Annotated in this window: 20 protein-coding genes; 11 read left to right on the top strand and 9 right to left on the bottom strand. The window is 68.1% G+C overall.

The genetic code is table 11. From position 1 onward, the window contains the following. Window positions 1–40: 40 nt before the first annotated feature. The 7 genes from ACEPA4_RS00475 to ACEPA4_RS00445 form a co-directional block, all read right to left on the bottom strand. A complete protein-coding gene (locus tag ACEPA4_RS00475) occupies window positions 41–1,030 on the bottom strand; it encodes a YheT family hydrolase (protein ID WP_050562730.1) in 990 nt (329 codons plus the stop codon). 52 nt (window positions 1,031–1,082) lie between these two features. Beyond that, entirely contained in the window at window positions 1,083–1,874 is a 792-nt protein-coding gene (locus tag ACEPA4_RS00470) for a 1-acyl-sn-glycerol-3-phosphate acyltransferase (RefSeq protein WP_065185546.1), read from the bottom strand. Between the two features lie 118 nt (window positions 1,875–1,992). After that, entirely contained in the window at window positions 1,993–2,427 is a 435-nt protein-coding gene (locus ACEPA4_RS00465; RefSeq protein ID WP_049414459.1) for a hotdog fold thioesterase, read from the bottom strand. Window positions 2,428–2,437: 10 nt separating this feature from the next. After that, on the bottom strand, window positions 2,438–4,495 hold the full coding sequence (locus tag ACEPA4_RS00460; RefSeq protein WP_262090518.1) for a phospholipase D family protein: 2,058 nt from the start codon (window positions 4,493–4,495) through the stop codon (window positions 2,438–2,440). After that, on the bottom strand, window positions 4,492–5,109 hold the full coding sequence (locus ACEPA4_RS00455) for a YceI family protein (RefSeq protein ID WP_005420984.1): 618 nt from the start codon (window positions 5,107–5,109) through the stop codon (window positions 4,492–4,494). The genes ACEPA4_RS00460 and ACEPA4_RS00455 overlap by 4 nt, the downstream gene beginning before the upstream one ends. A gap of 4 nt (window positions 5,110–5,113) precedes the next feature. Then, window positions 5,114–5,590, bottom strand: coding sequence for a histidine phosphatase family protein (locus tag ACEPA4_RS00450; protein WP_005420985.1), 477 nt, complete (start codon window positions 5,588–5,590; stop codon window positions 5,114–5,116). A gap of 49 nt (window positions 5,591–5,639) precedes the next feature. Next, entirely contained in the window at window positions 5,640–6,269 is a 630-nt protein-coding gene (locus ACEPA4_RS00445) for a ParA family protein (RefSeq protein WP_005420986.1), read from the bottom strand. 123 nt (window positions 6,270–6,392) lie between these two features. On the opposite strand from ACEPA4_RS00445, the gene ACEPA4_RS00440 reads away from it, so the two are divergent. Continuing rightward, entirely contained in the window at window positions 6,393–7,877 is a 1,485-nt protein-coding gene (locus tag ACEPA4_RS00440; RefSeq protein ID WP_005420987.1) for an AAA family ATPase, read from the top strand. A 624-nt stretch (window positions 7,878–8,501) separates the two neighbouring features. On the opposite strand, the gene ACEPA4_RS00435 is transcribed toward ACEPA4_RS00440, so the two are convergent. Continuing rightward, window positions 8,502–9,137: a tetratricopeptide repeat protein gene (locus ACEPA4_RS00435; protein WP_139726577.1), complete on the bottom strand. Its 636-nt coding sequence runs from the start codon at window positions 9,135–9,137 to the stop codon at window positions 8,502–8,504. Between the two features lie 170 nt (window positions 9,138–9,307). Between ACEPA4_RS00435 and ACEPA4_RS00430 the strand changes: the two genes are divergently transcribed. Beyond that, complete coding sequence (locus ACEPA4_RS00430; RefSeq protein ID WP_139726576.1) at window positions 9,308–12,994, top strand: indolepyruvate ferredoxin oxidoreductase family protein; 3,687 nt, start codon at window positions 9,308–9,310, stop codon at window positions 12,992–12,994. A 72-nt stretch (window positions 12,995–13,066) separates the two neighbouring features. On the opposite strand, the gene ACEPA4_RS00425 is transcribed toward ACEPA4_RS00430, so the two are convergent. Next, window positions 13,067–13,681 (bottom strand): DUF938 domain-containing protein, encoded by a 615-nt coding sequence (locus ACEPA4_RS00425; protein WP_005420993.1) that lies wholly within the window; start codon window positions 13,679–13,681, stop codon window positions 13,067–13,069. Window positions 13,682–14,394: 713 nt separating this feature from the next. Between ACEPA4_RS00425 and ACEPA4_RS00420 the strand changes: the two genes are divergently transcribed. The 9 genes from ACEPA4_RS00420 to ACEPA4_RS00380 are packed head-to-tail and all read left to right on the top strand — an operon-like array spanning window position 14,395 to window position 26,745. After that, complete coding sequence (locus tag ACEPA4_RS00420) at window positions 14,395–16,026, top strand: TldD/PmbA family protein (protein ID WP_164093493.1); 1,632 nt, start codon at window positions 14,395–14,397, stop codon at window positions 16,024–16,026. Window positions 16,027–16,056: 30 nt separating this feature from the next. Then, window positions 16,057–17,691: a TldD/PmbA family protein gene (locus tag ACEPA4_RS00415; RefSeq protein WP_164093492.1), complete on the top strand. Its 1,635-nt coding sequence runs from the start codon at window positions 16,057–16,059 to the stop codon at window positions 17,689–17,691. Window positions 17,692–17,711: 20 nt separating this feature from the next. Next, window positions 17,712–19,046, top strand: coding sequence for a TldD/PmbA family protein (locus ACEPA4_RS00410; protein WP_065178690.1), 1,335 nt, complete (start codon window positions 17,712–17,714; stop codon window positions 19,044–19,046). Continuing rightward, complete coding sequence (locus tag ACEPA4_RS00405) at window positions 19,046–19,753, top strand: DUF4159 domain-containing protein (RefSeq protein ID WP_005421001.1); 708 nt, start codon at window positions 19,046–19,048, stop codon at window positions 19,751–19,753. Before ACEPA4_RS00410 ends, ACEPA4_RS00405 begins: the two co-directional genes overlap by 1 nt. Window positions 19,754–19,769: 16 nt before the next feature. Beyond that, window positions 19,770–20,753, top strand: a complete 984-nt coding sequence (locus ACEPA4_RS00400) for a MoxR family ATPase (protein WP_235646189.1) — start codon at window positions 19,770–19,772, stop codon at window positions 20,751–20,753. A 7-nt stretch (window positions 20,754–20,760) separates the two neighbouring features. Next, entirely contained in the window at window positions 20,761–21,657 is an 897-nt protein-coding gene (locus ACEPA4_RS00395) for a DUF58 domain-containing protein (protein ID WP_065178688.1), read from the top strand. Next, window positions 21,654–22,775 (top strand): BatA domain-containing protein, encoded by a 1,122-nt coding sequence (locus ACEPA4_RS00390; RefSeq protein WP_164093490.1) that lies wholly within the window; start codon window positions 21,654–21,656, stop codon window positions 22,773–22,775. The genes ACEPA4_RS00395 and ACEPA4_RS00390 overlap by 4 nt, the downstream gene beginning before the upstream one ends. Further along, the gene (locus ACEPA4_RS00385) at window positions 22,772–24,940 is read left to right on the top strand and encodes a hypothetical protein (RefSeq protein WP_164093489.1); all 2,169 of its coding nucleotides are present in this window, start codon (window positions 22,772–22,774) and stop codon (window positions 24,938–24,940) included. The genes ACEPA4_RS00390 and ACEPA4_RS00385 overlap by 4 nt, the downstream gene beginning before the upstream one ends. Beyond that, on the top strand, window positions 24,937–26,745 hold the full coding sequence (locus tag ACEPA4_RS00380) for a hypothetical protein (RefSeq protein ID WP_139726571.1): 1,809 nt from the start codon (window positions 24,937–24,939) through the stop codon (window positions 26,743–26,745). The genes ACEPA4_RS00385 and ACEPA4_RS00380 overlap by 4 nt, the downstream gene beginning before the upstream one ends. Window positions 26,746–26,763 lie beyond the last annotated feature (18 nt).

The following is a 26,763-nucleotide window of genomic DNA, read 5'->3' as shown; positions in this document are numbered from 1 at the left end:
GGCAAACCCGCATTGTAGCGGCCTGCGCGCCCGTGCCGGTTCAGCCTTGCAGCACGCGCTGCAGGCGCTGCGCCACCCAGCGCTCGGAGAAGCCGTCACCGCGCCAGTTTTCCAGGAAGCCACAGTGTCCGCCCCAGCTGGCGGTTTCCAGATGCGCCTGGTGCGGCAGCTGCCAGTCGCTGAAGGTCGCGTAGGGGATCACCGGGTCGTCCTGCGCCATCAGGATGTCGGCCGGCACCTGCAACGTGGACAGGCGATCACCGGCAATCGAGTAGCCATCGAAATAGGCCTGCAACGAACCGAAACTGGTGTGGCGCTCGACCAGCCAGGCGGTCAGCGCGCGGATGTCCAGTTTCAGTACGCGGTCGTCGCAGTCGCTCAGTTCGGGGAACAGGTCGCGCTTGCGCCGCAGCGAACCGGCCCACTTGCGGCGGAAGTACCAGTCGTACATCGCCGGGCCGTTCTCGATGCTCTCCATGGTCAGCGCCGGGTCCAACACCGGGCATACCGAGGCCACGCGCAGCAGCGGCACGCCGGCCGCTGGCGCGCGCAGGGCCAGGCGCAGCACGAAGTTGCCGCCCAGCGAGTAACCGGCGGCCACCAGCGGCAACTGCGGCCAGCGCTGGGCGATATCGCCCGCGGCATGCACCACTTCGTCGATCAGGTTGGAGTGGAAGATGCCAGGGTTGAGATGATGGGTATTGCCGTGGTCGCGGAAATTCAGCCGCACCACGTCGAAGCCCTGTTCGAGCATGCGCGCGGCCGCCATGCGCATGTAGCTGGATTCGGCGCTGCCTTCCCAGCCGTGCAGCAGCAGGGCCATGCCTTTGGGTTCGCGGCCTTCGATGTGGCTGTGCCAGCCTTGCAGGCGCACGCCATCACCGCCGTCGAGGATCAGTTCTTCGCTGATCGCACCGGTCGCGGCCAGCAGCAGCAGGCCGCGCTGCAGGCGCATGCGGCTGGAGCTGAGCATCGACTGCAGGTGCGGATTGCGCAGCCAGCGCGGGGGCTGGTAGTCAGCCGCGTGCAGCGTCGGCGTGCCGGCGTCCAGGACGGGTGGCGGGATCAGGGCCACCGCACCCTCACTCGGTGCTCATGGCCGCCACGATGCGCGCGCGCGACGTCTCCGCGATGCGCCGACGGCCTTCCAGGTCCTGCGCACCGATCGGTGTCAGGAAGTGCACTTCTGCACGCCGCGCCGGCTCACCGAGCAGGCGCAGGAAATTGGCGAAGAAACTCTCGCCGGGGCCGAACGCGACAATGGTCTGCGCATCGCCCTTGAGCCCGTACACCAGTGCCACCGGCTGCACCGGCACGCCGGTTTCAACCGCAGCCTGGAAGATGCGGGCATGGAACGGGCCTACTTCGTGGCCGCCGCGGGTGCGCCCTTCCGGGAACACGCCCACCGCCTTGCCTTCGCGCAGGCGGTCAGCCATCACCTGCATCACGCCACCGAGCGATTCGGTGTTGCCGCGCTGGTGGAAGATGGTCTGGCCACGCGCGGCCAGCCAGCCGACCAGCGGCCAGCTGGCGATCTCGCGCTTGGCGACGAAGCCCATCATGCGCTGGCTGTGCAGGATGCAGATGTCGACCCAGCTGACGTGGTTGGCGACGAACAGCACGGCGCCGGGCAGCGGCGTGCCGATCTGCACCAGGCGGAAGCCGAAGATCCACATCAGCCCGCCCTGCCACCAGTTGACCACTTTGGCCCCCAGGGTCGCCTCGCCCACGCGCAGTTCGCCCCACGGCCGAAGCATGCCGATCAGGATGAGCGGCAGGAACACGATGATGTGGACCAACAGCAGCGGTACGCGGTACAGGTAACGGCACACACGCGCCACGCCGCCGCGGGGGGCCGGAGTGGGGGAAGTCATCCGCGCACGATACCGGAGGGCCGTCATCGCTGCCAGCCGATTTAGGCCATAACACCCATCGACCGGGGCAATCGGCGGGGAACGCTGGGTTCCGCTGCCGTCACCGGCCGTCCGGGACTCAGCCGTGGCCGGCCGCCACCACCGCCAGGGTCAGCCGCGAGATGCACACCAGGCGGCCCTGCTCGTCCTCGATGCGGATCTCCCACAGCTGGGTGCTGCGGCCGACGTGCAGTGCACGAGCGGTGCCGGTCACGGTGCCCGAGCGCACGGCGCGTACATGGTTGGCGTTGATCTCCAGCCCTACGCAGATCTGTTTGGCCGTATCCACGCACAGGTTGCCGGCGCTGCTGCCCAGGGTCTCGGCCAGCACCACCGACGCGCCGCCATGCAGGATGCCGTAGGGCTGGCGGGTGCGCTCGTCCACCGGCATGGTGGCCTGCAGCCAATCGTCGCCGGCCGCGCTGAAGACGATGCCCAGCGACTCGATCGCGGTGTTGCGGCTGAGCGTGTTGAGCTGCTCGAGGGAAACGGCTTCGCGGAACACCAGGGTCATGCGGGCACCTTCAGAGGATGGGAACGAGGCCGGCGCCGAATGCGGTCAGCATTCGGACCAGCAGCCATTTCGGGCCGACATTGACCTCGGGGAAATCGCCCACGGCGACATAGCAGCGGTGGAAGTCCGGGTCCTGCCGGGGCAGCGGCTGCGGGCAGTCCGGGCCGGGCTTGAACTCGTAGTCGGTGGCATAGCGCCACGGCCAGAAGTCGAGGATCGGCAGTGCCTCGGAGGCCTTGCCGACGCTGTAGTTGAGCCCGGACAGCACCGGCGGCTTGGCCCGCGGCGCCACCGTCCACGAGTTCTGCGGGTGGGTATCGCGCAGGATGCTCTCGGCCAGCTGCTCGGCGAAGGCCGGGTCGTCGATGATCACCGCACCTTCGGTGTTGTAGTTCTCGCTGCGCGGATCGAAGTTGTGGGTGCCGACCACGCCGATGCGGCGGTCGACCACCAGCGACTTGGCATGCAGGCCCATGCGCGCGCCCTTGCGGGTGACCGGCAACGGCTTGTTGACCGCCTTGCTGCCCAGGAAGGAGGGCCGGGTCTCGGTGCGCAGCAGGCGGGTCTCGACCTCGCTGCCGGCCGCGCGGCGGCGCTCGCGCGCGTTCTGGTAGGCACTGCCGGTGCGCGGGTGGTTCACCGGCCCCTGCTTGCCGGTGGGTGCCGGATGCTCATCGCGATCGCGGCTGTCGCCGGCATTGCTGCCCGCGGCGCTGCCGCCAATCAGCGGATTGCGCCCGCCGTCGTCGTCACCTCCGGGCGCGGCGATCGGATCTGGCAACAGGTTGCGGTAGTCGACCGGTGCATCCAGCGGGAACGGCTTGTATTCGAAGATGTTGAAGCCCAGTTCGCGCATGTTGCGCCGCTTGTACTTGTACGACAGCGCATACACGATCGGGTTGTCGGTGGCCGCCAGGCTGTTGCTGGACACCACCACCCGCGGCGGCTGCGGGCGCTTGCGCAGCTCGCGGAACAGCTTCTGCGCCGGCTTGGACAACACCAGGTACGGCGTCTGCAGGATCACCTCCTCCTGCGCGCCGGCGATCAGCGCATCCAGCTGCGGCTCGGTCACGTGCTGGCCCGCCAGTGGCGCATCGGCCTTCTCGCGCCGGTGCTTGCGTGGCAGGTCGGCGACATAGCGCACCGAGGCCACCGGCAACGCGGTATCGACGAAGGAACGGCTGACGAAGTCCATGTCATTGGCTTCGGCACTGACCCGCTGCACCCGCTCGGGGCGGCGGAAGCTGGCCGGCGGCAGGGTCGGCACGCCCTCGCGCAGCAGGGTGCGGCCGACATCGTTCAGGCGCTCGGCCGGCACGCTGCGCCTGGCATGCCAGAAGGCATCGAAGTTGGCGGCCATCGCCCGCGCCTCCGGGCCGGCGATCAGCACGTCGCGGTCGCGGAAGTTGTACTCGCGGTCCCAGTCGTAATAGTCGTCCTGGTAGTTGCGGCCACCGACCACGCCGATCGCATCGTCGATCACCAGCAGCTTGTTGTGCATGCGCTGGTTGAAGCGGCGGAAGCAGCACAGCACGCTGCCGGCATAGTCGAAGTAGTTCAGCCGGGCCTTGCCGAAGGTCGGGTTGTAGACCCGCAGCTGGAAGTTCTGGTGCGCGCTGGACAGCGCGCCGAGGATCTGCAGGTCGGAGATCGCCGAGAGCTGATCGATCAGCACGCGCACCTTCACCCCGCGCCGCGATGCAGCCAGCAGCTCGTCGATGACCAGCCGGGCGCTGTCGTCCTTGTCGAAGATGTAGGTCTGCAGGTCGATGCTGCGGGTGGCGCTGCGCAGCAGGTTCAGGCGCGCCACCAGCGCACCTTCGCCCTCGTCGAGCAGGGTGGCGTAGTGGCGCGGCTGTTCCGGGGTGGATTCGGTGAACGCCCGGCCGGCCAGCGCACGCAGCGGTGAGTCCTGCGCGCAGCGGTCGGCGCGCTGGCAGCCGACCACGGTCGAGCGCGCCTGCACGGCGATCGCTTCGGCGCGGTCGCGCTCGGCATGCGAAAGCGATGCACAACCGCTGCCCAGCAACACCGTTGCCAGCGCCAGTAAACGCAGCAGGAGGTTCACGGTTTCGGCGCCTCGCTCAGGCGCGCACGCAATACGAAGGTCACTCGGTCACTCAGGGCTAGCTGCCAGCTGTCCATTCCATACCGGCCTCGCTGCACGGTACCGCGGCTGACGACATCGCAATCATAGCCGGGTCGGGCGCACTCCGCCTTCTCGACCCGCAGCGACTCGGGATGGCTGACGCCGCGCAGGGTCAGCCGGCCGTTGATGTCGCCCCCCTGTTCCACCGTCTCCGGCCAGTACGGCAGCGAGTCGAACTCGACCACCGGATGGCGCCCTGCATCGAAGAACTCTTCGCCGCGCATCCAGCCGGTGTAGCGCGCCTTGCCAGGGATCTCCACCGAACGGGTGAACATCTTCAGGTGCACCTGGTGGCGCCCGTCGGACAGGATCTCGATGCGCCCCTCGAAGTGCGGGAATACGCCTTCGATGCGCTGGCCGAAACGGGTCCGCACCTCGAAACCGATCCGCGAGCGCTGGGTATCCAGGCGCAGTACCCGCGGCGCTTCGGCGGACACCGGCGGCAACGGGGTTGGTGGGGGCACAGCCGCCCAGGCCGGGCCAAGCGCCAGCAACGCGGGCAGCAGGAAGCGGCTGCGCCGCGCCTGGCTCATCGGATCACGGCCACCAGAACGCGTTCAGGCTGGCCACGCCCGGCTCGATCGAGACCTCGCGCGGGAAGCCGAGGACGGCCACGCCGCCCGGCGGCATGCCCCGGTAGTCGCTGCTGGTGCCGTCGGTCATCAGGGCCACCAGCTGCTCCAGGCCCGGGTTGTGGCCCACGATCAGCACCCGGTCCAGGTCGCGACGTTCGTCCACCAGCGCCGCCAGGGTGCCCGGGGTGGCTTCGTAGATCCGGTCTTCCAGGCGCTTCTCGACATAGCCGATGGCCGTCATCACCGCTTCCAGGGTCTCACGGGTACGTCGCGACGGCGAGCACAGCACGCAGTCCGGCAGCAGGTTGTTTTCCTTCAACCACTTGCCGGCGGCTTCAGCTTCGGCCAGCCCCACCGGCGACAGCGGCCGGTCGAGGTCGGCCTGGCCGGAAACGGCGGGTTCGGCATGGGCATGGCGCAGCAGGATCAGTTCACGCATCGCGGGTTTCCATGGAGAAGAGGATGCAGCAGGAGAAGTGAGGCAGGCATCAAAGCTTGAGCCAGGACAGCAGCGGTTCCCAGTCCGCCTGGTGTTCGCGCACCTGGGCGGAGCGATAGTCGAACAGGCTGCGGCCCAGGCCGGTCATGACCACGTAGCTCTGGCTGTCACGCAGCTGCGCGACCACCGGGTACGGCCATTCGGCCAGCATCTGCAATGCCTGCTGCGAGGTCTGGGTCCAGGGTTTGGTGCGGTTGAGGACCAGCCCTACCGGCAGCTTGCGGCTGTGCACGCGCGGGTTCTGGGCCAGGCTGTTGAGGAAGCCGACGATGGCTTCGATATCCAGCGCCGAGGGCAGCACCGGCACCACCACGGCGTCGGCCGCGTCCAGGAAATGGGGGATATCGTCGGCCAGCGCACCGGCGGGTGCATCAATGATGACGGTATCGGTACCGTCGGGCAGCTTCTGCGCCCACTGCTTCTTCCGATACACATCGATGGGGAGCACCGCGCTTTCCAGCCCGGCACGCCGTTGTGCCCAGCGGGTGCTGGAGCCCTGCGGGTCGGCATCGGCGATCACCGTGGCCTTGCCCTGCAATGCCGCGTACGCGGCCAGGTGGGTGGCGACGGTGGTCTTGCCCACCCCGCCCTTGGAACCGGCCACCAGGATCGTCTTCATGCCAGCCTCGCTTCCGGGTACGTGCCCCGAGCGTACACCGGCGGTGGTGACGGGAGGTAGCGCCGTGCTGAACCCGTGGCCATCGCCTTTGCTATCGTGGCGCCCCCGAAGGATCGAACCGGCATGAGCGAACTGCAGGACCTGAGCGCACTGATCCGCGCCAATACCCCCCTGATCGTGATCGAGACCCAGGATGAGGGGCGCATCGTTGAACTGTTCCGGCAGACGCTGATGCACGTGTGGCGGGCCCTGCACCGCTGGTCCATCACCGAGGGCCTGCGCCGCATCGACCTGGACCGCGAGGATCCGCCGGTCGGCCCGCCCGATGCCAGCGCCGCGCTGCAGATGATCCGCCAGGCTGATCAGCGCGGTGTCTACCTGCTGCTCGATTTCCACCCCTACCTGGGCTATGCCAGCCACCAGCGCGCACTGCGCGACCTGATCCAGCGCCGCCACAGCGAACCGCACGTGCTGGTGCTGATCGGCGCCAAGGTCGAGCTGCCGGCCGAGCTGGAAGCACTGGCGGTGCGCTTCAACCCGCGCCTGCCCGATGCCAACGCCCTGCTGAAGATGCTGCGCGAGGAGGCCGACGCCTATGCGCGCGAACACGGCGGCCGCCGCGTCGAGGTCGACAGCGAGGCGGTGAAGAAGATCCTGAAGAACCTGCAGGGCCTGAGCCTGGTCGATGCCCGCCGCATCGCCCGCCAGCTGATCTACGCCGATGGCGCGCTGCGCGACGACGACCTGCCGCAGCTGGCACGGCTGAAGTTCGAGCTGCTCAACCGCAGCGGCCACCTGTTCTTCGAGCACGACAGCGCACGCTTCGGCGACGTGGCCGGCGCCAACCGGCTCAAGCGCTGGATCAGCCAGCGCCGGGTGGCCTTCATCGCCGGCTCGGCACCGGCCGGCCTGGACCCGCCGCGCGGCATGTTGCTGCTGGGCGTGCAGGGCTGCGGCAAATCGATGCTGGCCAAGGCCACCGCCGCCGGCTTCGGTGTACCGCTGCTGCGCCTGGACGTGGGTGCGCTGTACAACAAGTACCACGGCGAGACCGAGGCCAACCTGCGCCAGGCGCTGGCCTCGGCCGAGCAGCTGGCGCCCTGCGTGTTGTGGATGGACGAGATCGAGAAGGGCCTGGCCAGTGGTGGCGAGGACGGTGGCGTATCGCGCCGCGTGCTCGGCTACCTGCTGACCTGGATGGCCGAACGCAAGGCGCCGGTCTTCATCGTCGCCACCGCCAACCAGGTGCACGAACTGCCGGCCGAGCTGCTGCGCAAGGGCCGTTTCGACGAGATCTTCTTCGTCGACCTGCCCACCCCCGAAGTGCGCGTGGAACTGCTGCGGCTGCATCTGGGGCGACGCCAGCTCAATGGGGACGACTTTGCACTGCCGGCGTTGGCGGCCGCGGCGAATGGTTTCTCCGGCGCGGAGATCGAGCAGGCGATCGTGGCCGGACTGTACGCAGCGCACGCCGAAGGCCGGCCGCTGGACACCGAGCTGCTGATGAACGAGATCCGCGCGACGAGGCCGCTGTCGGTGCTGATGGCCGAGCAGGTCGAGGCCTTGCGCGCGTGGGCGTCGGGGCGGACGGTTTCCGCGGACGATTGAGGTTTCCCGCGAACGGCGCAGCCCCTCGTGGTTGGTCGCTCAAAGCGACAGTCGTGGTTGGCCGGGTGGGTAGGCTGCGCAGGGGGCGCTGCAAGTACGTCCCTGTAAGCTCGGTCGCCGCATCCATGCGGCTCACGCCCCTGCGCAGCCTACCCACCCGCCCCCTGACAGTTTCCGGGGGCGTCCGCCACGGAGAAGAAAAAAGATGATCAAAAGCAAAAGCCGGTCGGCTGGCCGCTTTCTGTAGAGCCGAGCCCACGCTCGGCTGCATTTCGATCAGATATCGAATAGTTGATTCCGATGCGGATTCATCCACGCATGGCGTGGATCTACCCACCGCCGCCGATAACCTGTCGGGGTCGACGCGGTCTGGGGCTGCAGGACCGATGGCGCCATGGATGGCGCCATTGAGCCCCCATGGGTGAGGGCGCTTTGCTTGCGAAGCACTGCTTCGCAAGCGCCCGAACGCCCAGCCTCCAGCGGCTGGGCCGGGCCGCGGAGCGGGGTTTACGGCGTGTCCTGCCAACCCACACCACCCCGCCATCCCGCGGATTGCCCGCTGTTGCTGTTGCTTCGGCTGTTGCCTCTGCGGGTGCCGGGTGCAACCCGGCGCAACCCCCTCCCTCAGGGCCAGGCCGGCGGCGCGGCCGCCCAGGCCTGCTGCACTTCGGCCAGCGAGGCACGCTCGTCGTCGCGCCACAACGGCAGCAACTGCGCATAGCGGCTGCTGTCGCTCCATTGCGTCGGCTCGGTACGCACTGCGGCGGCATACCACTGCACCGCCTCCTGCTTCTGCCCGGCCCGCCACAGCGCCAGCGCATAGGTCGGTGGCAACCAGCCCGGCTTGCTCAGCGAACCACCGGCAGCGGCCTGCCATTGCTCCAGGGCGGCTTCGGGCTGGCCCTGACGCAGCAGGTCCCAGCCGTAGTTCCAGCGCACGCCACGGCCCAGGCTGCCCTGCACCGGCGCATCCTTCAGCGCTTCGCGATACAGCTGTTCACCCAGTTCGGTACGGCCCTGGGCAATGGCCACCGACGCCAGCTGCACGGTGGCCTCCACGGTCCGCCGGCCGCGCTCGCGCTGCTTGAGCAGCTGCGCCACCAGCTCATCCCCGTCGGACTGGACCACGATCATGGGCACGGCGGCCGCATCGCTGTCGAAATAGAACTCCTGTGGTGCCGGCACCGCCGGCGCGGCCCACACCGGGGCCGTTCCCGAGACCAGCAACATGCTGCCCAGGATCTTTCCTGCAACTGACATCCCTTCTCCCCAGGCCGCAACCGCAGCCCCCTCTCTCTCTCCCCGATCCTAACCCCAGCATGGCCGCCGGCGCGAGTGCCGGGGCGGCCGGGCCTCGCTGCTACAATTCGCGCCTTTCCCGTCGCGTGCCTGCACGCGGCCGGTGCCAGCCGATCCTGACCGGGCCAGCCATGACCAGTACCGCGCAACTCACGTCGCCCTCCTCCACCGACCTGATCGACCGTGACTACACGCTCGACCACAAGTACACCCGCAACGAGGGGCGGATCTATCTGAGTGGCGTGCAGGCGCTGGTGAAGCTGCCGCTGATGCAGCGGCTGCGCGACGCACACGAAGGCATCGACAGCGCCGGCTTCGTCAGCGGCTACCGCGGCAGCCCGCTGGGCGGCTTCGACCTGGAGCTGTGGCGCGCACGCAAACACCTCGACGCGGCCAAGGTGAAGTTCACCCCCGGCCTGAACGAGGACCTGGGCGCCACCATGGTGTGGGGCACCCAGCAGACCAACCTGTTCCCCGGCGCCAACGTGCAGGGCGTGTTCGGCATGTGGTACGGCAAGGGCCCGGGCGTGGACCGCTGCGGCGACGTGTTCAAGCACGCCAATGCCGCCGGCACCTCGCGCTACGGCGGGGTGCTGGCACTGGCCGCCGATGACCATGCCTGCCGCAGTTCAACCCTGCCGCATGGCAGCGAGGACGAGTTCGTCAGCGCGATGATGCCGGTACTGAATCCGGCCGGTGTGCAGGACATCCTCGACATGGGCCTGCTGGGCTGGGCGATGAGCCGCTATACCGGGCGCTGGGTCGGCTTCAAGACGATCGCCGAGACAGTCGAATCGTCGGCCTCGGTCGAGGTCGACCCGATGGCGCGCCGCATCGTGCTGCCGGAAGACTTCGAGATGCCGACCGGCGGGCTCAACATCCGCTGGCCGGACCCGCCGCTGGACCAGGAAATGCGCCTGCACCGCTATGCGGTGAAGGCCGCACAGGCGTTCGCCCGCGCCAACGGCATCGACAAGGTGGTGATGGACGCGCCGCGCGCGCGGCTGGGCATCGTCACCACCGGCAAGAGCTACCTGGACGTGCTGCAGGCGCTGGAATACCTGGGCCTGGACGAAGCCGCCTGCGCCGACATCGGCATCCGCGTGTACAAGGTCGGCATGACCTGGCCGCTGGAGCCGCAGGGCATCGCGCGCTTCGCGCAGGGCCTGGAAGACATCATCGTGGTGGAGGAAAAGCGTGCCTTCATCGAGCGTCAGATGAAGGAACAGTTCTTCAACTGGCCGGCCAGCTGGGGCCAGCGCCCGTCCATCGTCGGCAAGTATGACGAGACTGGCGAATGGATCCTGCCGTCCACCGGCGAGCTGACCCCGGCCACCATCGCCGGCGTGATCGGCCGCCGCATCCAGAAGTTCTTCAACAACGCATCGATCGAGCAGCGGCTGCAGTGGATGCAGGAGAAGGAAGCCGAGCTTGCGTTGCCGCGCGCCAGCTTCCCGCGCGTACCGCATTACTGCTCGGGCTGCCCGCACAACACCTCCACCAACGTGCCGGAAGGCTCGCGTGCGCTGGCCGGCATTGGTTGCCATTACATGGTGACCTGGATGGACCGCAGCACCGACACCTTCACCCACATGGGCGGCGAAGGCGTGACCTGGGCCGGGCAGGCGCCGTTCACCGATACCCCGCACGTGTTCCAGAACCTCGGCGACGGCACCTACTTCCACAGCGGCTCGCTGGCGATCCGCCAGGCGGTCGCCGCCGGCGTCAACATCACCTACAAGATCCTCTACAACGATGCGGTGGCGATGACCGGCGGCCAGCCGGTGGACGGTCCGCTGAGCGTGCCGGACATTGCAAAGCAGATGCGCGCCGAAGGCATCCACACCATCGTGGTGCTGTCGGACAACATCGGCAAGTGGACCGGCCAGCGCGAGCACTTCCCCAGCGACGTCGAGTTCCATGACCGCAGCGAACTGGACGAAGTGCAGAAGCGCCTGCGCGAAGTAAAGGGTGTGTCGATCCTGATCTACGAACAGACCTGCGCCACCGAGAAGCGTCGCCGCCGCAAGCGAGGCAAGCTGGAAGACCCGCAGAAGCGGGTGATGATCAACTCGCTGGTCTGCGAAGGCTGCGGTGACTGCGGGAAGAAGAGCTTCTGCGTGTCGGTGCTGCCGAAGGAAACCGAGTTCGGGCGCAAGCGCGAGATCGACCAGTCCAACTGCAACAAGGACTATTCCTGCGTGAACGGCTTCTGCCCCAGCTTCGTCACCGTGCACGGTGGCCAGCCGCGCAAAGGCAGCAAGCGCGATGCGTCCACGCTGCTGGACAACCTGCCGGCGCCGACCCTCCGCGGCAGCCTGGAACAGCCCTGGAACATCCTGATCACCGGCGTCGGCGGTACCGGCGTGGTGACCATCGGTGCGCTGCTGGGCATGGCCGGCCACCTGGAAGGCAAGGGTGCAACCGTGCTCGACCAGACCGGCCTGGCGCAGAAGGGCGGCGCGGTGACCACGCATATCCGCATTGCCCGTCGCCCTGAAGACATCCATGCCGTGCGTATCGCCGCTGGCGAGGCCGACCTGGTGCTGGGCTGCGACATGGTGGTGGTCAATGACTACTGGGCACTGTCGAAGGTGCGTGCCGGCCGTTCGCAGGTGGTGCTGAACACCTACGAAGCGATGCCGGGCACCTTCACCACCCGCCCGGACATGCAGTTCCCCGCCGCCGACATCATCGCCGGCGTGCGCGTGGCACTGGGCGGCCAGGAGCCGCTGCTGCTCGATGCCACCCAGCTGGCCACCGCGCTGCTGGGCGATGCCATTGCCGCCAACCTGTTCATCCTCGGCTACGCCTGGCAGCAGGGCCTGGTGCCGCTGTCGTTCGATTCACTGATGCGCGCCATCGAGCTCAATGGCGCCGCCGTGGCGATGAACCAGCAGGCCTTCGCCTGGGGCCGCCTGGCCGTGGTCGATCCGCAGGCCGTGCAGCAGGCGGCCGGCCTGGTGCGCAACCGCCATACCGATACCGAATCCACCCCGGGCCCGCTGCATCCGCTGCCGCCAGGCGAGTGGGAGGGCAATGAATGGGGTGCCACTGCGGCACCGCGCAACACCGGCGACGAACGCGAACTGCGTGGCCTGCCCTCGCACGGTGGCGACGTGGCGTTCCTGCCGCTGGACGACGCCCGCCTGTCGCGCTCGCTGGATGAAATGATCGAGCGCCGCGCCGCGTTCCTGGTCGAGTACCAGGATGCCGCCTACGCCAAGCGCTACCGTGACCTGGTAGCGCGCGTACGCGCCACCGAAGCCGACCGCATCGGCGGTTCCACTGCGCTGACCGAGACCGTGGCGCGCTACCTGTTCAAGCTGATGGCCTACAAGGACGAGTACGAAGTGGCGCGCCTGTACACCAGCGGTGACTTCCAGCGCCGCCTGCAGCAGCAGTTCGAGGGCGACTACCAGCTGCGCTTCCATCTGGCACCGCCGCTGTTCGCGAAGAAGGACGAGCAGGGACGGCTGTTGAAGAAGGAATACGGCCCGTGGATGTTCAAGGTCTTCGGTCTGTTGGCGAAGCTGAAGTTCCTGCGTGGCGGCCGCTTCGATGTGTTCGGACGCACCGAGGAGCGCCGCATGGAGCGCAAGCTGATTGCTGATTACGAGGCGACGGTGCAGATGCTGCTGGACGGGCTGGAGGATGACCGTCTGTCGCTGGCGGTGGAGATTGCCAGCATTCCCGAGCACATCCGCGGCTTCGGCCATGTCAAGGAAGCGCATTTCGAGCAGGCCAAGGCGCGCGAAGCGGCCCTGCTGGCGCAGTGGCGCAATCCGAAGGCGCTGCATATCGTGCAGGTGGCCTGAAGGTGGTGCCGGCCGCTGGCCGGCATCTTCCTGGCAATCGGTTGCCGGCCAACGGCCGGCACTGCCGGTGGTTCACCCCAACCGCCACAGCAATAGCCGGTTATTGGCCGGCATCGCCACGTCACCCAACCGGGTAAACCCGTTGTCCGCCGCCAGCGCCTGCACCGCTTCGCTGTCACGGATACCGCTGCGCGGGTCGCGCGCCTTCAGCCAGGCATCGAACTGCGCATTGCTGTCACTGGTATAGCGGCCGCCATAGTTGAACGGACCGTAGATCGCCAGCAGCGCACCGTGACGCAACAGTGGCGGCAGCGCGCCGAACAGCACCTGCACGTACTCCCAGCCCATGATGTGCAGCGTGTTGGCGCTGAATGCGGCGTCGAACGTGCTGCTTTCTGGAAGGTCCAGGCCCGTTGCCGGTGGCAGCTCCACCTGCAGCGCCACCGGCGGCAGCAGGTTCAGCAGCGCGGCCTCCGCACGCCAGGCTTCGATGCCGGGCAGATGGTCCGGATGGTCGCTGGGCTGCCAGCGCAGCCATGGCCAGCGCTCGGCGAAGAAGGCTGCGTGCTGGCCGGTACCACTGCCGATCTCCAGCACCCGATGGCGGTCGCCCATCCACGGGTCGAGTGCGGTGGCGATGGGTTCGCGGTTGCGCTCGCAGGCTTCTGAATACGGCTTGCTCGACATCAGGACGGTGTCCAGGCGGGGTCGGCCCCATTGTGCACGAGGGGGTGTCTGCAGGGCTTGCAGCCCTGCACCCGCCGGAGCCAGAGCCAGAGCCAGAGCAACGTCAAAAGCTGGCATTCCGTGGGATGGCAGGGTTGGTCCGGTTGCGGGGGACGCCGTAAACCCGTCCTTGGGGGCTTGGCCGCGGCATCCATGCCGCAGCCAAGCCCGCAGCCGGACCCACCCCGCCTTCGACAGTTTCCAGCGATCTGTTGGAACGGCTCTTGGGGTCAGATCCGTTTTCCGCAGGAAAACGGATCTGACCCCGGATTCATTTCGATATCTGACAGAAAAATCGTGTCGACCAAGGTCGACACCTACCAACAGCCGCAGGAATCTGTCAGAGCTGGGGCGGTGTCGGATTGCGGGGTGTCAGCCGCATGGATGCGGCTGCCAAGCCTCCATGGACGGATTCACGGCGTCCCCGCAATCCGACACCGCCCCGCCCACCCACGGAATGCCGCTCTGGCTCTGGCTTTGGCTCTGGCTCTGGCTCTGGCTCTGGCTTTGGCCGTTGCCGTTGCATTGAGCAGGTGCAGGGCTGCAAGCCCTGCCGAAACCCTCCCCAACCATGACTGCAGTCACTTGCCCGGTTGCGCCGCGCTGGCGAAAGTCGAGGAGTGGACGTGATCGGTCCGGCGCGTTGCCGACCGCAAGCGAGAGAGAGAAACGCTGTGCAACGACGTGAGTTCCTGGCTTTTTCCGGCCTGGGCCTGGCCGGCCTGCTGCTGCCGCATTCCCGTGCCATCGCCGCCGAGCAGCTGCTGGCGCCGGTCGATACCGCCCAGCGCCGGCGCTTGGCCGAGGTCGCGCTGGCCACCGCACGCACGGCCAAGGCCAGCTACTGCGATGTGCGCATCGGCCGCTACCTCAACCAGTCGGTCATCACCCGCGAGCACCAGGTCGGCAATGTGACCAACCGAGAATCGTCCGGCGTGGGCGTGCGGGTGATCGTCAACGGTGCCTGGGGCTTTGCTGCAACCCATCAGCAGACCGAGGCCGCCGTGCGCGCGGCAGTCGAGCAGGCGGCGGCAATCGCCCGCGCCAACGCCAGCATCCAGACCCGGCCGGTGCAACTGGCGCCGACGCCGTCGGTCGGCGAGGTGCGCTGGCAGACCCCGATCCGCAGGAACGCAATGGCGGTGCCGATCCAGGACAAGGTCGAACTGCTGCTGGCGCTCAACGCCGCCGCGCTGAATGCGGGTGCCGACTACATCAATTCCACCCTGTTCCTGGTCAACGAACAGAAGTACTTCGCCTCCAGCGATGGCTCGTTCATCGACCAGGACATCCACCGCATCTGGCTGCCGTTCACCGCCACCGCCATCGACAAGGCCAGCGGCAAGTTCCGCACCCGCGCCGGTCTGTCCTCGCCGATGGGCATGGGCTATGAGTTCCTTGATGGCGATGCGCGCGGCAAGGTGCATCTGCCGGGTGGCATCACCGCCTACCGCGATTCCTACGACCCGGTCGAGGACGCCATCGCCGCTGCCCGCCACGCCCGCGAGAAGCTGAAGGCGCCGTCGGTAAAGCCCGGCAAGTACGACCTGGTGCTGGACCCATCCAACCTGTTCCTGACCATCCACGAGAACGTCGGCCACCCGCTGGAGCTGGACCGCGTGCTCGGCTACGAAGCCAACTACGCCGGAACCAGCTTCGCCACGCTGGACAAGCGAGATGCCGGTTTCCGCTGGGGCAGCGACATCGTCACCTTCTTCGCCGACAAGACCCAGCCGGGCAGCCTCGGTGCGGTCGGCTACGACGACGAGGGCGTCAAGACCCAGCGCTGGGACCTGGTGCGCGACGGCATCCTGGTCGACTACCAGGCCACCCGCGATGAAGCCCACATCCTCGGCCGCGATGCATCGCATGGCTGCAGCTATGCCGATTCCTGGTCCAGCGTGCAGTTCCAGCGCATGGCCAATGTCTCGCTGGCGCCGGGCAAGCAACCGCTCAGCGTCGCGGACATGATCAAGGACGTGGAGAACGGCATCTACATCCACGGCCGCGGTTCGTATTCGATCGACCAGCAGCGCTACAACGCGCAGTTCGGCGGCCAGCTGTACTACCAGATCAAGGACGGAAAGATCGCCGGCATGGTAGAGGATGCGGCCTACCAGATCCGCACGCCGGAATTCTGGAATGCCTGCACGGCCATCTGCGATGAACGCGACTTCCGCCTGGGCGGTTCGTTCTTCGACGGCAAGGGCCAGCCTGGCCAGGTCTCGGCGGTCTCGCACGGTTCGTCCACCACCCGCTTCAACGGCATCAACATCATCAACACCGCGCGCAGTCTCGGCGCTTGAGCCACCCATCCTTCGATATGGAGAGCAGCCTTGCAAAGACGTGACTTCCTGGCCCTGACCGGGCTTACCGCGGGCGGGCTGATCATGCCCTCCTTCTTCGGCAAGGTGATCGCCGCCGAGCAGCTGCAGAGCACGCTGGACCTGGGGCTGAAGAAGCGCCTGGCCGATGCGGCGCTGGCTGCCGCCCGCCAGGCCGGTGCCACCTACTGCGACGTGCGCATCGGCCGCTACCTGCGGCAGTTCGTGATCACCCGCGAAGACAAAGTGCAGAACGTGGTGAACACCGAGTCCACCGGCGTGGGCATCCGCGTGATCGTCAATGGTGCGTGGGGCTTTGCCGCCACCAATGCGCTGGGCACCGCCGACGTGGCCAAGGCGGCGCAGCAGGCGGCCGCGATCGCCAAGGCCAATGCCGGCGTGCAGACCGCACCGGTGCAGCTGGCCAAGGCACCGGGCGTGGGTGAGGTGAGCTGGCGCACGCCGATCCACAAGAATGCGATGGAGGTGCCGATCAAGGACAAGGTCGGCCTGCTGCTGGACGTCAACGCCGCCGCAATGGGCGCCGGTGCCAGCTTCGTCAACTCGATGCTGTTCCTGGTCAACGAGCAGAAGTACTTCGCCTCCACCGATGGCTCCTACATCGACCAGGACGTGCACCGCATCTGGGCGCCGATGACGGTCACCGCCATCGACAAGAGCAGCGGCAAGTTCCGCACCCGATCGGGCCTGTCCTCGCCGATGGGCCTGGGCTACGAATACCTGGACGGCGCCGCCGCGGGCAAGGTGGTCAGCCCGAATGGCGTGGTCAACTACAGTTCTTCCTACGACATGAAGGAAGACGCCATCGCCGCCGCCCGGCAGGCGCAGGAAAAGCTGAAAGCACCGTCGGTGAAGCCGGGCAAGTACGACCTGGTGCTCGACCCGTCGCACACCTGGCTGACCATCCACGAGTCGATTGGGCACCCGCTGGAACTGGACCGCGTGCTCGGCTACGAAGCCAACTACGCCGGCACCAGCTTCGCCACCCTGGACAAGCGCGAACAGCGTTTCCAGTATGGCAGCGAGCTGGTCAACATCTTCGCCGACAAGACCCAGCCAGGCAGCCTCGGCGCAGTGGCATACGACGACGAAGGCGTGAAGTGCAAGCGCTGGGACCTGATCAGCAACGGCAAGCTGGTGGACTACCAGACCATCCGCGACCAGGCCCACATCCTCGGCAAGACCGAGTCCGACGGCTGCTGCTATGCCGACTCGTGGTCCAGCGTGCAGTTCCAGCGCATGGCCAACGTGTCGATGGCACCGGGCAAGAAGCCGCTGAGCGTGCCGGACCTGATCAAGGACGTGGAGAACGGCATCTACATCATCGGTGACGGTTCGTTCTCGATCGACCAGCAGCGCTACAACGCGCAGTTCGGCGGCCAGCTGTTCTACGAGATCAAGAACGGCCAGATCACCCGCATGCTGGAAGACGTGGCCTACCAGATCCGCACGCCGGAATTCTGGAACGCCTGTACCGCCGTGGCCGACGAGCGCGACTACCGCCTGGGCGGTTCGTTCTTCGACGGCAAGGGCCAGCCGGGACAGGTCTCGGCGGTCTCGCACGGCTCGTCCACCGCGCGCTTCAACGGCATCAACGTCATCAACACCGCACGCAGCCTCGGCTGACCGGTCAGGAGCCCTTACACATGAGTATCTTCACCGAAGCCCAGGCCAAGGCCATCCTCGACAAGGTCATCGCCCTGTCCAAGGCCGACGAGTGCACCGCCGTGCTGGCCGGTGCAATCAGCGGCAACATCCGTTTCGCGCTGAACAATGTCTCCACCAGCGGCATCGTCGACAACACCGAACTGGCGGTCACCGTCGCCTTCGGCAAGCGCGTCGGCACTGCCTCGATCAACGAGTTCGACGACGCCGCGCTGGAACGCGTGGTACGCCGTGCCGAAGACCTGGCCCGCCTGGCCCCGGAGAACCCGGAGTTCATGCCGGCCATCGGCAAGCAGAGCTACCGCGCCAGCCCGACCTTCAGCGAATCCACCGCCGCGATCGATCCGGCCTTCCGTGCCAAGGTTGCTGCCGATTCGATCGCCCCGTGCCGCGGCCACGGCCTGGTCGCCGCCGGCTTCCTGGAGGACGGCCAGGGCTTCCAGGCCACCGCCAACAGCAACGGCAACTTCGCTTACCAGCGCACCACCAACTTCGATTACACCTGCACTGTGCGCACCGAAGATGGCCGCGGTTCGGGCTGGGTCGGCCGCAACCTGAAGGACGCGGCGGACTTCAAGGCTGACCAGGACATCCGCATCGCCATGCGCAAGGCCACCGAATCGGCCGAAGCCAAGGCACTGGAACCGGGCAAGTACACGGTCATCCTGGAGCCGGCCGCAGCGGCAGGCCTGATCAGCTTCATGATGAATTTCTTCAGTGCACGCTCGGCCGATGAAGGCCGCAGCTTCCTGTCGAAGAAGGGCGGCGGCAACAAGCTGGGCGAGCAGGTCTACGATCCGCGCGTGACCATGATCGCCGACCCGTGGCATCCGGATGCACCGGTGCTGCCGTGGGACAACGAAGGGCTGCCGCGCGAACGCATGGCCATCATCGAGAACGGCAGGATCGCCAATCTGGACTACTCGCGCTTCTGGGCGCAGAAGCAGGGCAAGACCGCCAAGGCCTCGCCGGGCAACCTGCTGATGAGCGGTGGCGACAAGAGCACCGCCGAGCTGGTGCGCGGCACCCAGAAGGGCATCCTGGTCACGCGTACCTGGTACATCCGCATGGTCGATCCGCAGACCGTGCTGCTGACCGGCCTGACCCGCGACGGCACCTTCTACATCGAGAACGGCCAGATCAAGTACCCGGTGAAGAACTTCCGCTTCAACGAGTCGCCGGTGATCATGCTCAACAACATCGAAGAGCTGGGCAAGCCGGTGCGGGTGGCCGGTGATGAATCCAGCTACGTGATGATGATCCCGCCGATGAAGCTGCGCGATTTCACCTTCACCTCGCTGTCCGACGCGGTCTGATGGATCGCCGGGCCTGCCTGCGCTGGTTGGCCGCTGCCGCTTCGGCGGCGGCGCTGCCGGCCTGGGCACAGGCAGGCCCGCGCAGTTCGCGCTATGACTTCTGGTTCACCCGCCTGCAGTACGACTCCGGTGACTGGGACGTGGACGCGCGCATGCCATCCAACCTGATCACCTCGCTGATCGACTACACATCGCTGCGCGTGGACCCGCAGGAACACGTGGTGGCCCTGGCCGACCCGCGCATGCTGGAAGCGCCGTTCTGCTACCTGGCCGGGCACACGCTGGTGGAGTTCAACGCCGCCGAACGGCAGAACTTCGTGCGCTACGTGCGAAATGGCGGCTTCGTCTTCGTCGATGACTGCAACCATGACATCGACGGGCTGTTCGCCACCTCGTTCGAGGCACAGATGGGCCGCCTGTTCGGTCCGAAGGCATTGCAGAAACTGCCCAACAGCCACGCGCTGTACCGCAGTTTCTTCCGCTTCCCGGACGGTCCGCCCGCCACCAGCTTCGAACTCAACGGCTGGGGCGACGACCTGGTGCACGACTATCTGAAGGGCATCGAGGTCGATGGTCGGCTGGGCCTGCTCTACAGCAACAAGGACTATGGCTGCGAGTGGGACTACGACTGGCGCAACAAGCGCTTCCTGGCCGAAGACAACACCCGCTTTGGCGTCAACATCGTGATGTACGCGTTGAACAATTGACAGGACCTGCACGCCCATGAATTCCTCCGACCTCGATTCCCTGCTGCCGCGCCTGGATGAACTGCGCGCCGCGCTCGCACGCGCGGTGGTGGGCCAGCACACCGTGGTCGAGCAGCTGCTGATCGGCCTGCTGGCCGGCGGCCACTGCCTGCTGGAAGGTGCGCCCGGGCTCGGCAAGACCCTGCTGGTACGCTCGCTCGGCCAGGCATTGGAACTGCAGTTCCGGCGCGTGCAGTTCACCCCCGACCTGATGCCCAGTGACATCCTCGGCACCGAGCTGCTGGAGGAAGACCATGGCACCGGCCATCGCCATTTCCGCTTCCAGCAGGGCCCGATCTTCACCCACCTGCTGCTGGCCGACGAACTCAACCGCACCCCGCCCAAGACCCAGGCCGCACTGCTGGAGGCAATGCAGGAACGCACCGTCAGCTACGCCGGAACCACCTACGCGCTTCCCGCTCCGTTCTTCGTGCTGGCCACGCAGAACCCGATCGAGCAGGCCGGCACGTACCCGCTGCCAGAGGCACAGCTGGACCGCTTCCTGCTGCACGTGCTGGTGGATTACCCCAGCGAAGACGAGGAGCGGCGGATCCTGGAACAGACCACCGGCGGTGCCACCGACGCGGTGCCGAAAGTGATGGATGCCGAGGCGGTGATCGCCCTGCAGGGGGCTGTGCGGCAGGTGCATGTCAGCCCCGACGTGCTGGCCTGGATCACCCGCCTGGTGCGCGCCAGCCGCCCAGGCGAAGGCGCCCCGGCGGCGATCAACCAATGGGTGAAGTGGGGCGCCGGTCCGCGCGCCGGCCAGTCGCTGGTGCTCGCGGCAAAAGCGCGCGCACTGCTGCAGGGCCGCTTCGCCGCCACCCGCGAGGACGTGCAGGCGCTGGCCGCACCGGTGATGCGCCATCGCCTGCTTCTGTCGTTCGCCGCCGAGGCCGAGCAGAAGCGTGCCGACGACGTGGTCGCCGCCCTGCTGCAGGCCGTGCCGTTCCCGGGTTGAGCCACGCGTGAACGCCGGTACCCCGCTGACCTTGCCTCCGGAACTGCGTGCGCGCCTGCGCCTGCTGCGGCTGCGGCCGCGCCTGGCCAGCGGCGCCAGTGGCATCGGCCAGCACGCCAGCCGCAGCCGCGGTGCCGGCCTCGAATTCGCCCAGTACCGGGCCTACGAACCGGGCGACGAGCTGCGCCAGATCGACTGGAAGCTGTACGCGCGTTCGGACCGCTTCTTCGTGCGCGAATCCGAACGCGAAAGCCCGATCACGGTCTGGCTGCTGCTCGATGCCACCGCCTCGGCCGGCCAGGCCGATCGCGCGGCACCGCAGCGCACGCGCCTGGATCACATGCGCGGCGTGGCCGCCTGCGTGGTGGAACTGGCGCTGCAGCAGGGCGACCGTTTCGGCCTGCTGGCGATCAATGGCGATGGACTGCAGTTGGTGCCCGCAGCGAACGGCGCACGCCAGCGTGACCGCGTGCATCTGCAACTGCATGCCCTTCAGGCACGCGGCGGCTGGCCCGTGGCCGATCGCCTGCGCCCGCTGTGGGAGCGTGTGCGTCCGGGCGACCTGCTGCTGGCGATGGGTGATGGCTTCGACGCGGCCTGCATCGTGCTGCTGGAGCAACTGGCCAGCGCACGCCGTGAAGTGGCACTGCTGCAGATCCTCACCGCCGACGAGCGCGATTTCCCGTTCGACGCCGGCCATCGCTTCCGCGATCCGGAAACGGGCGAGGAACTGCTGGGCGATGGCGCGGCGATCCGCGCCGATTACCTGCAGCGCTTCGCCGACGCACGCAACGCATTGCAGTCGCGCCTGCAGGCCAGCGGCATCGCCAGTGCCACCGGCTGGCTCGACCAGCCGCTGGATCATCCACTGCAGGTGCTGTTCGGTCGTGGGGGCGGTGCATGACCCTGCTGTTCCCGTTGGGCCTGGCCGCGCTCGCTGCGTGGTTGCTGCCGCTGCTGATCCATCTGGCCCGGCGCCATCCGTACACGCCGCTGGATTTCGCCGCGCTGCGCTGGCTGCGTGCACAGATCCGCCCGCGCCAGCGCATCCGTTTCGATGACTGGCCGTTGCTGCTGGTGCGCCTGTTGCTGCTGGCTGCATTGGCCATGCTGCTGGCGCGCCCTGCGTTGGTCGGCCCTGCCCCGGTCCCCACTGCCTGGACGGTAGTGGCTCCCGGACTGGACGCGACCGCACTGCGCGGCACCGCCGAAGAGGGCAACTGGCACTGGCTGGCACCCGGCTTCCCCAGCATCGATCAGGCACCGCCGGCATCCAGCACATCGCTGCCCAGCCTGTTGCGTGAGCTGGATGCACAGCTGCCCGCCGGCACCGCGTTGACCGTGCACGTTCCCGATCCCCTGCCCGGTCTGGATGGCGCCCGCGTGCAGCTGTCGCGCGAAGTGCAGTGGCGGCCGCAACCGATACCGGCCACTCCGCAACCGAGTGCCGCGACGATGCCGCGTCTGCGCGTGCACAGCGATGCGCCGGCCGCCGCCCAGCACTGGGTGAACGCACTGCAGCGCGCGTGGGGCATGCAGGCGCCGCTCGCTCCTCTGTCGGCCGATGCCCTGCCCGAACGCGGCGAGATCGGCGTATGGAGCCGCAGCGATGCACTGCCGGCGAGCTGGCAGGCATGGCTGCGCCACGGCGGTCGTGCAGTGAGCGCCGGCAAGCCTGCTGGCGACGCCGGCATCCTGCTGCGCAACGCCGACGGCTCACCAGTGCTGTGGCAACAGCGCATCGGCCACGGCGTCCTGTTGTCACTGCCGGGCGACTGGGATGCCTCAGGCAACGCTGCGCTGCGCGACCCGCGGTTGCCGCGTGCCCTGCTGCTGGCGCTGCAACCGCCAGCGTCACCGCGCCTCGGCGATGCACAGGACCAGGCACCACGCCGGGCCGCACTGCCCGCCATAGCGCCCCCAGCGCGTGAGCCAACCACGTGGTTGCTGCTGGCCATCGTGCTGCTGTTCGCGCTGGAGCGCTGGATGGCCAGCAGTCGCCGGCGCAGGGGGGCCGCATGAACACCCTGCAGTACGCCTGGCAACGCGCACGCCGTCGCCGTGCACTCGTTACCCTGCTGCTGGGCCTGCCGTGGGCGCTGGCCGCGACGACGCTGGCGCTGCGCCTGGCGGGCTTCGATATCGCCTGCGTGGTCGGCACGGTCAGCGTGCTCGCCTGCGCAGCGCTCGCCACGGCACGTGCCCGCCAGCTGGACCCACAGTGGGTGCAGCGTCAGCTCGATGCCGGCGGTGCCAGCGAGGACAGTGCCGACCTGCTGTTCGCCGATATGGCAACGCTCAATCCGCTGCAGCAGCGCCAGCGCGCGCATGTGCTGGCCACGCTGGAGCGCGCGACACCGGACCTGCGTCCGCGCTGGCCGCGCAGGGCGTTGGCCCTGAGCTGGGTCGCAGGCCTGGCGATCACTGCGCTGGCATTCGGCTGGCCACGTTCCGGCCCCGGCTCCGCACCGGCGCGCACATCGGCGCCTGTCAGCATGGCTGCCGCCGGCCCGCTGCACCTTCAGTCCACCCGCCTGCGGATCGACGCGCCGGCCTATACCGGCCAAGCCACGCGCACCCAGAACGCGTTGGATGCCAAGGTCGCCGCGGACAGCCGGCTGTCGTGGTCGTTGCGCTTCGATCGCGCGCCGGACAAGGCATGGCTTCAGTTCCACGACGGCCGCCGGCTGCCGCTGAGCGAGCAGGATGGGCAGTGGCTGGCGCAGGATGTGGCGCGCGTGCCTGTGCTGTACCGCGTGGTGAGCGAACCTGCACTGGCCCAAACCCACCTGCATCGCCTGGATGTGGTCGCTGATCGTGCGCCCAGCGTGCGCGTGCTGGAGCCCGCCGCGACCCTGGTGCTGGGCACGCCCGGGCAACGCCAGTGGTCGTTGCGCTTCGAAGCCAGCGATGACTACGCCGTGGCCACGCAGGCAACGCTGTCGATCACCATTACCCAGGGCAGCGGCGAGAACATCACCTTCGTTCGCCGCAGTGTCGGCCTCACCGGCAGCGGCGAAGCGACTGCACGGCGTTTCGCGTACACCCTCGACCTGGCTGCGCTGGGCGCGCAGCCCGGCAGCGATGTCATCGCCCAGCTGGAAGTACGCGACAACCACGCGCCAACACCGCAGGCTGGGCGCAGCAGCAGCGTGATCCTGCGCCTGCCCAGCGCCGAGGTTGCACTCGGTGCCGAACTGGAAGGCCGCATCAAGAAGACGCTGCCGGCCTACTTCCGCAGCCAGCGGCAGATCATCATCGATGCCGAAGCGCTGATCCGGCAGCGACGCAGCCTCACTGCCGAGGACTTCGTGAAGCGCAGCGATGCGATCGGTGTCGACCAGCGCATCCTGCGCCTGCGCTACGGCCAGTTCCTGGGTGAGGAAAGCGAAGGCGCACCGAAGCCGCCGCCGACCAGCGACCTGCCCACCAGCGATGCGCCAGCTGCAGGCAGCCACGACACCGAGCACGAGCACAACCATGGCACCGAGGCCGGGGCACACGATGAGCATGGCCACGATCACGGCGGCAAGGCGTCCAATGCCGATTCGCCACCGGTGTTCGGCAGCGCCACCGATGTGCTCTCCGAATACGGCCACACCCATGACCATGCCGAGGCCGCGACCCTGCTCGACCCGCAGACCCGGGCCACGCTGAAGGCCGCGCTGGACCAGATGTGGTCGGCCGAAGGCGAGCTGCGCCAGGGCCGGCCAGAGCAGGCGTTGCCGTTTGCCTACAAGGCGCTGGGTTTCATCAAGCAGGTGCAGCAGGCCGAACGCATCTATCTGGCGCGGGTCGGGCCAGAGCTACCACCGATCGATGAAGGCCGTCGCCTCGGCGGTGATCGCGCCGGACTGGCCAGTCGTGAACTGCCGTTGGCCGCCCGAACCCCGCCCGACCGGGCCATCGTTGAAGCCTGGCAGCGCCTCGGTGATGACACCAGCGTGCCCGACCTCAATGCACTCGCTGCCTGGCAGCAGCACAATGCCGCCTACCTGCCCGATGCACTGGATCTGGCCGCCGCCATCGAGCAGCTGCGCATCGAGCCCGGTTGCCACGACTGCCGCCTGCGCCTGCGCGCACAGCTGTGGCGGGCACTGCAACGTCCACTGCCACAGGCGATGCGGCGCAGTGCGGCCGATGCGATGGGCCAGCGCTACCTCGATGCGCTGGAGGCGCAGCCATGACCCCCTCCAGCCCGAACCTGTGGATTGCGCTGGCACTTGCTGTGGTCGTGGTCATCGCCAGCGTGCGCCAGTTGCGTGGAAGCACAGCGCACCGAGGTCGCCGCTGGATCGGCATTGCGCTGCAGATCGCCGCTGCCATGCTGCTGTATGTCTGCCTCGTACCCCTCAATCGCCAGCAGCCCGCAGGCGAGTTGGTCGTGCTGGGAATCGATGCCGACCGGGCTGGCGCACTCCCGGCCAGCGAAGGCCCACTGTTGCTGTTGCCCGAAGCTGCCGATGTGCCCGGCGCACAGCGCGTACCCGACCTGGCCACCGCGCTGCGCCAGCATCCAGCCTCCACGCTGACGCTGGTCGGTGCGGGCCTGGCCGCGCGTGACCGCGACGCAGTACTGCCACGCGACGTACGTTGGCAGCCGACAGCACCGCCGCGCGGCTGGGTCGCCTTGCAGCCACCGGCCGACGCCGCGCCCGGCGCACGCTTCGAGGTACAGGCACAGGCGCGTGGCGTTGCCAGGGCAAAGGCGGAACTGCTCGACCCGGCCGGCAGCGTGGTCGATCGCGCGGATGTTGCCGAAGACGGCCACGTTCAGTTGAGTGGCATCACCCGCGCCGAAGGCCGCAGCGTATTCCAGCTGCGCCTGCTCGATGCCGACGGCCATGTGGTGGACAGCGCACCGGTGCCGCAGCAGACCCTGCCGGCGGCGCCGTTGCGCCTGCAGGTGCGTGCCAGCGCGCCGGGCCCCGAACTGAAGTACCTGCGCCGCTGGGCAGCCGATGCCGGCATCCGCGTGCAGGTGCAGGCCGATACCGGGGCCGGCCTGAGCGTTGGCGACGGGGCCTTGCCGCTGGACGCGGCGTCGCTGGCGCGCAGCGATCTGCTGCTGCTGGACGAGCGCAGCCTGGCGGCATTGAATGCCGCCCAGCTGGCCGCTGTGCGGCAGGCGCTGCGCGAAGGACTGGGGGTGCTGGTACGCAGTGCGGGCGCCCCTTCGGCCAGCGCGCGCCAACGCCTGCACGATCTGGGCCTGCCGCTGCGGGGTGATGGCAGCAGCCAGGTCCTCGAACTTCCCGGCGACGGCGAGAGCGCGGTCCTCGCCGCACGACGTGGCCCGCTCGCCGCGGGTACGCTGCCGACCGGCTACGGCGAAGAGGCAGACCGCAGTTCGCACGACGCCGCGCTGCCCACACTGGAAGCACTGGCGCTGCAGGTACCTGGCAGCAACGCGCTGCTGCACGATCGCATTGGCAAGGCTGTCGGTGGCTGGCGCGCTACCGGCAAAGGCCGCATCGGCCTGCTGCCCATCACCGACAGCTGGCGCTGGGTACTTGCCGGCCGCGATGACCGCCACGGCGAACTGTGGAGCGGCGTGGTTGCCACGCTGGCGCGGGCGCAGGGCAGCGCTGAGGCGTTGTGGTCGCCACAGCCGATCAGCTGGGCGGGCGAACGGCAGGCGCTATGCGGCGTGCAGGCGCCGCTGCTGGCCTTCAACGCACGCGGCGAAGGCACGCCGCTGATCGTCGATGGCGCGACGTCAGACCTGCGCTGCGCGGGCTGGTGGCCGCGCGAGGCGGGCTGGCAGCGCCTGCAGCACGGCGACGCTACCCTCTGGCGCTATGCATTCGACCCGAAGGACGCGCCCGCGCTGCATCAGCAGGCAATGATCGATGCAACCACGCAGGCGCTGGCGGGCAGCTCCCCGGCAACCGCGTCGCTGATGCAACCCGTGCCGGGATCGCGCTGGCCGTGGTGGCTGGCGTTCGTGCTGTGCGCATCGCTGCTGTGGTGGCTGGAGCGACGGCGCTGATCCTGGGGTCAGAACCCT

This window comes from Stenotrophomonas sp. P2112, assembly GCF_041897515.1.
In the GTDB taxonomy this organism is placed as follows: domain Bacteria; phylum Pseudomonadota; class Gammaproteobacteria; order Xanthomonadales; family Xanthomonadaceae; genus Stenotrophomonas; species Stenotrophomonas sepilia.
This window is presented reverse-complemented; position numbering and strand designations above follow the sequence as displayed.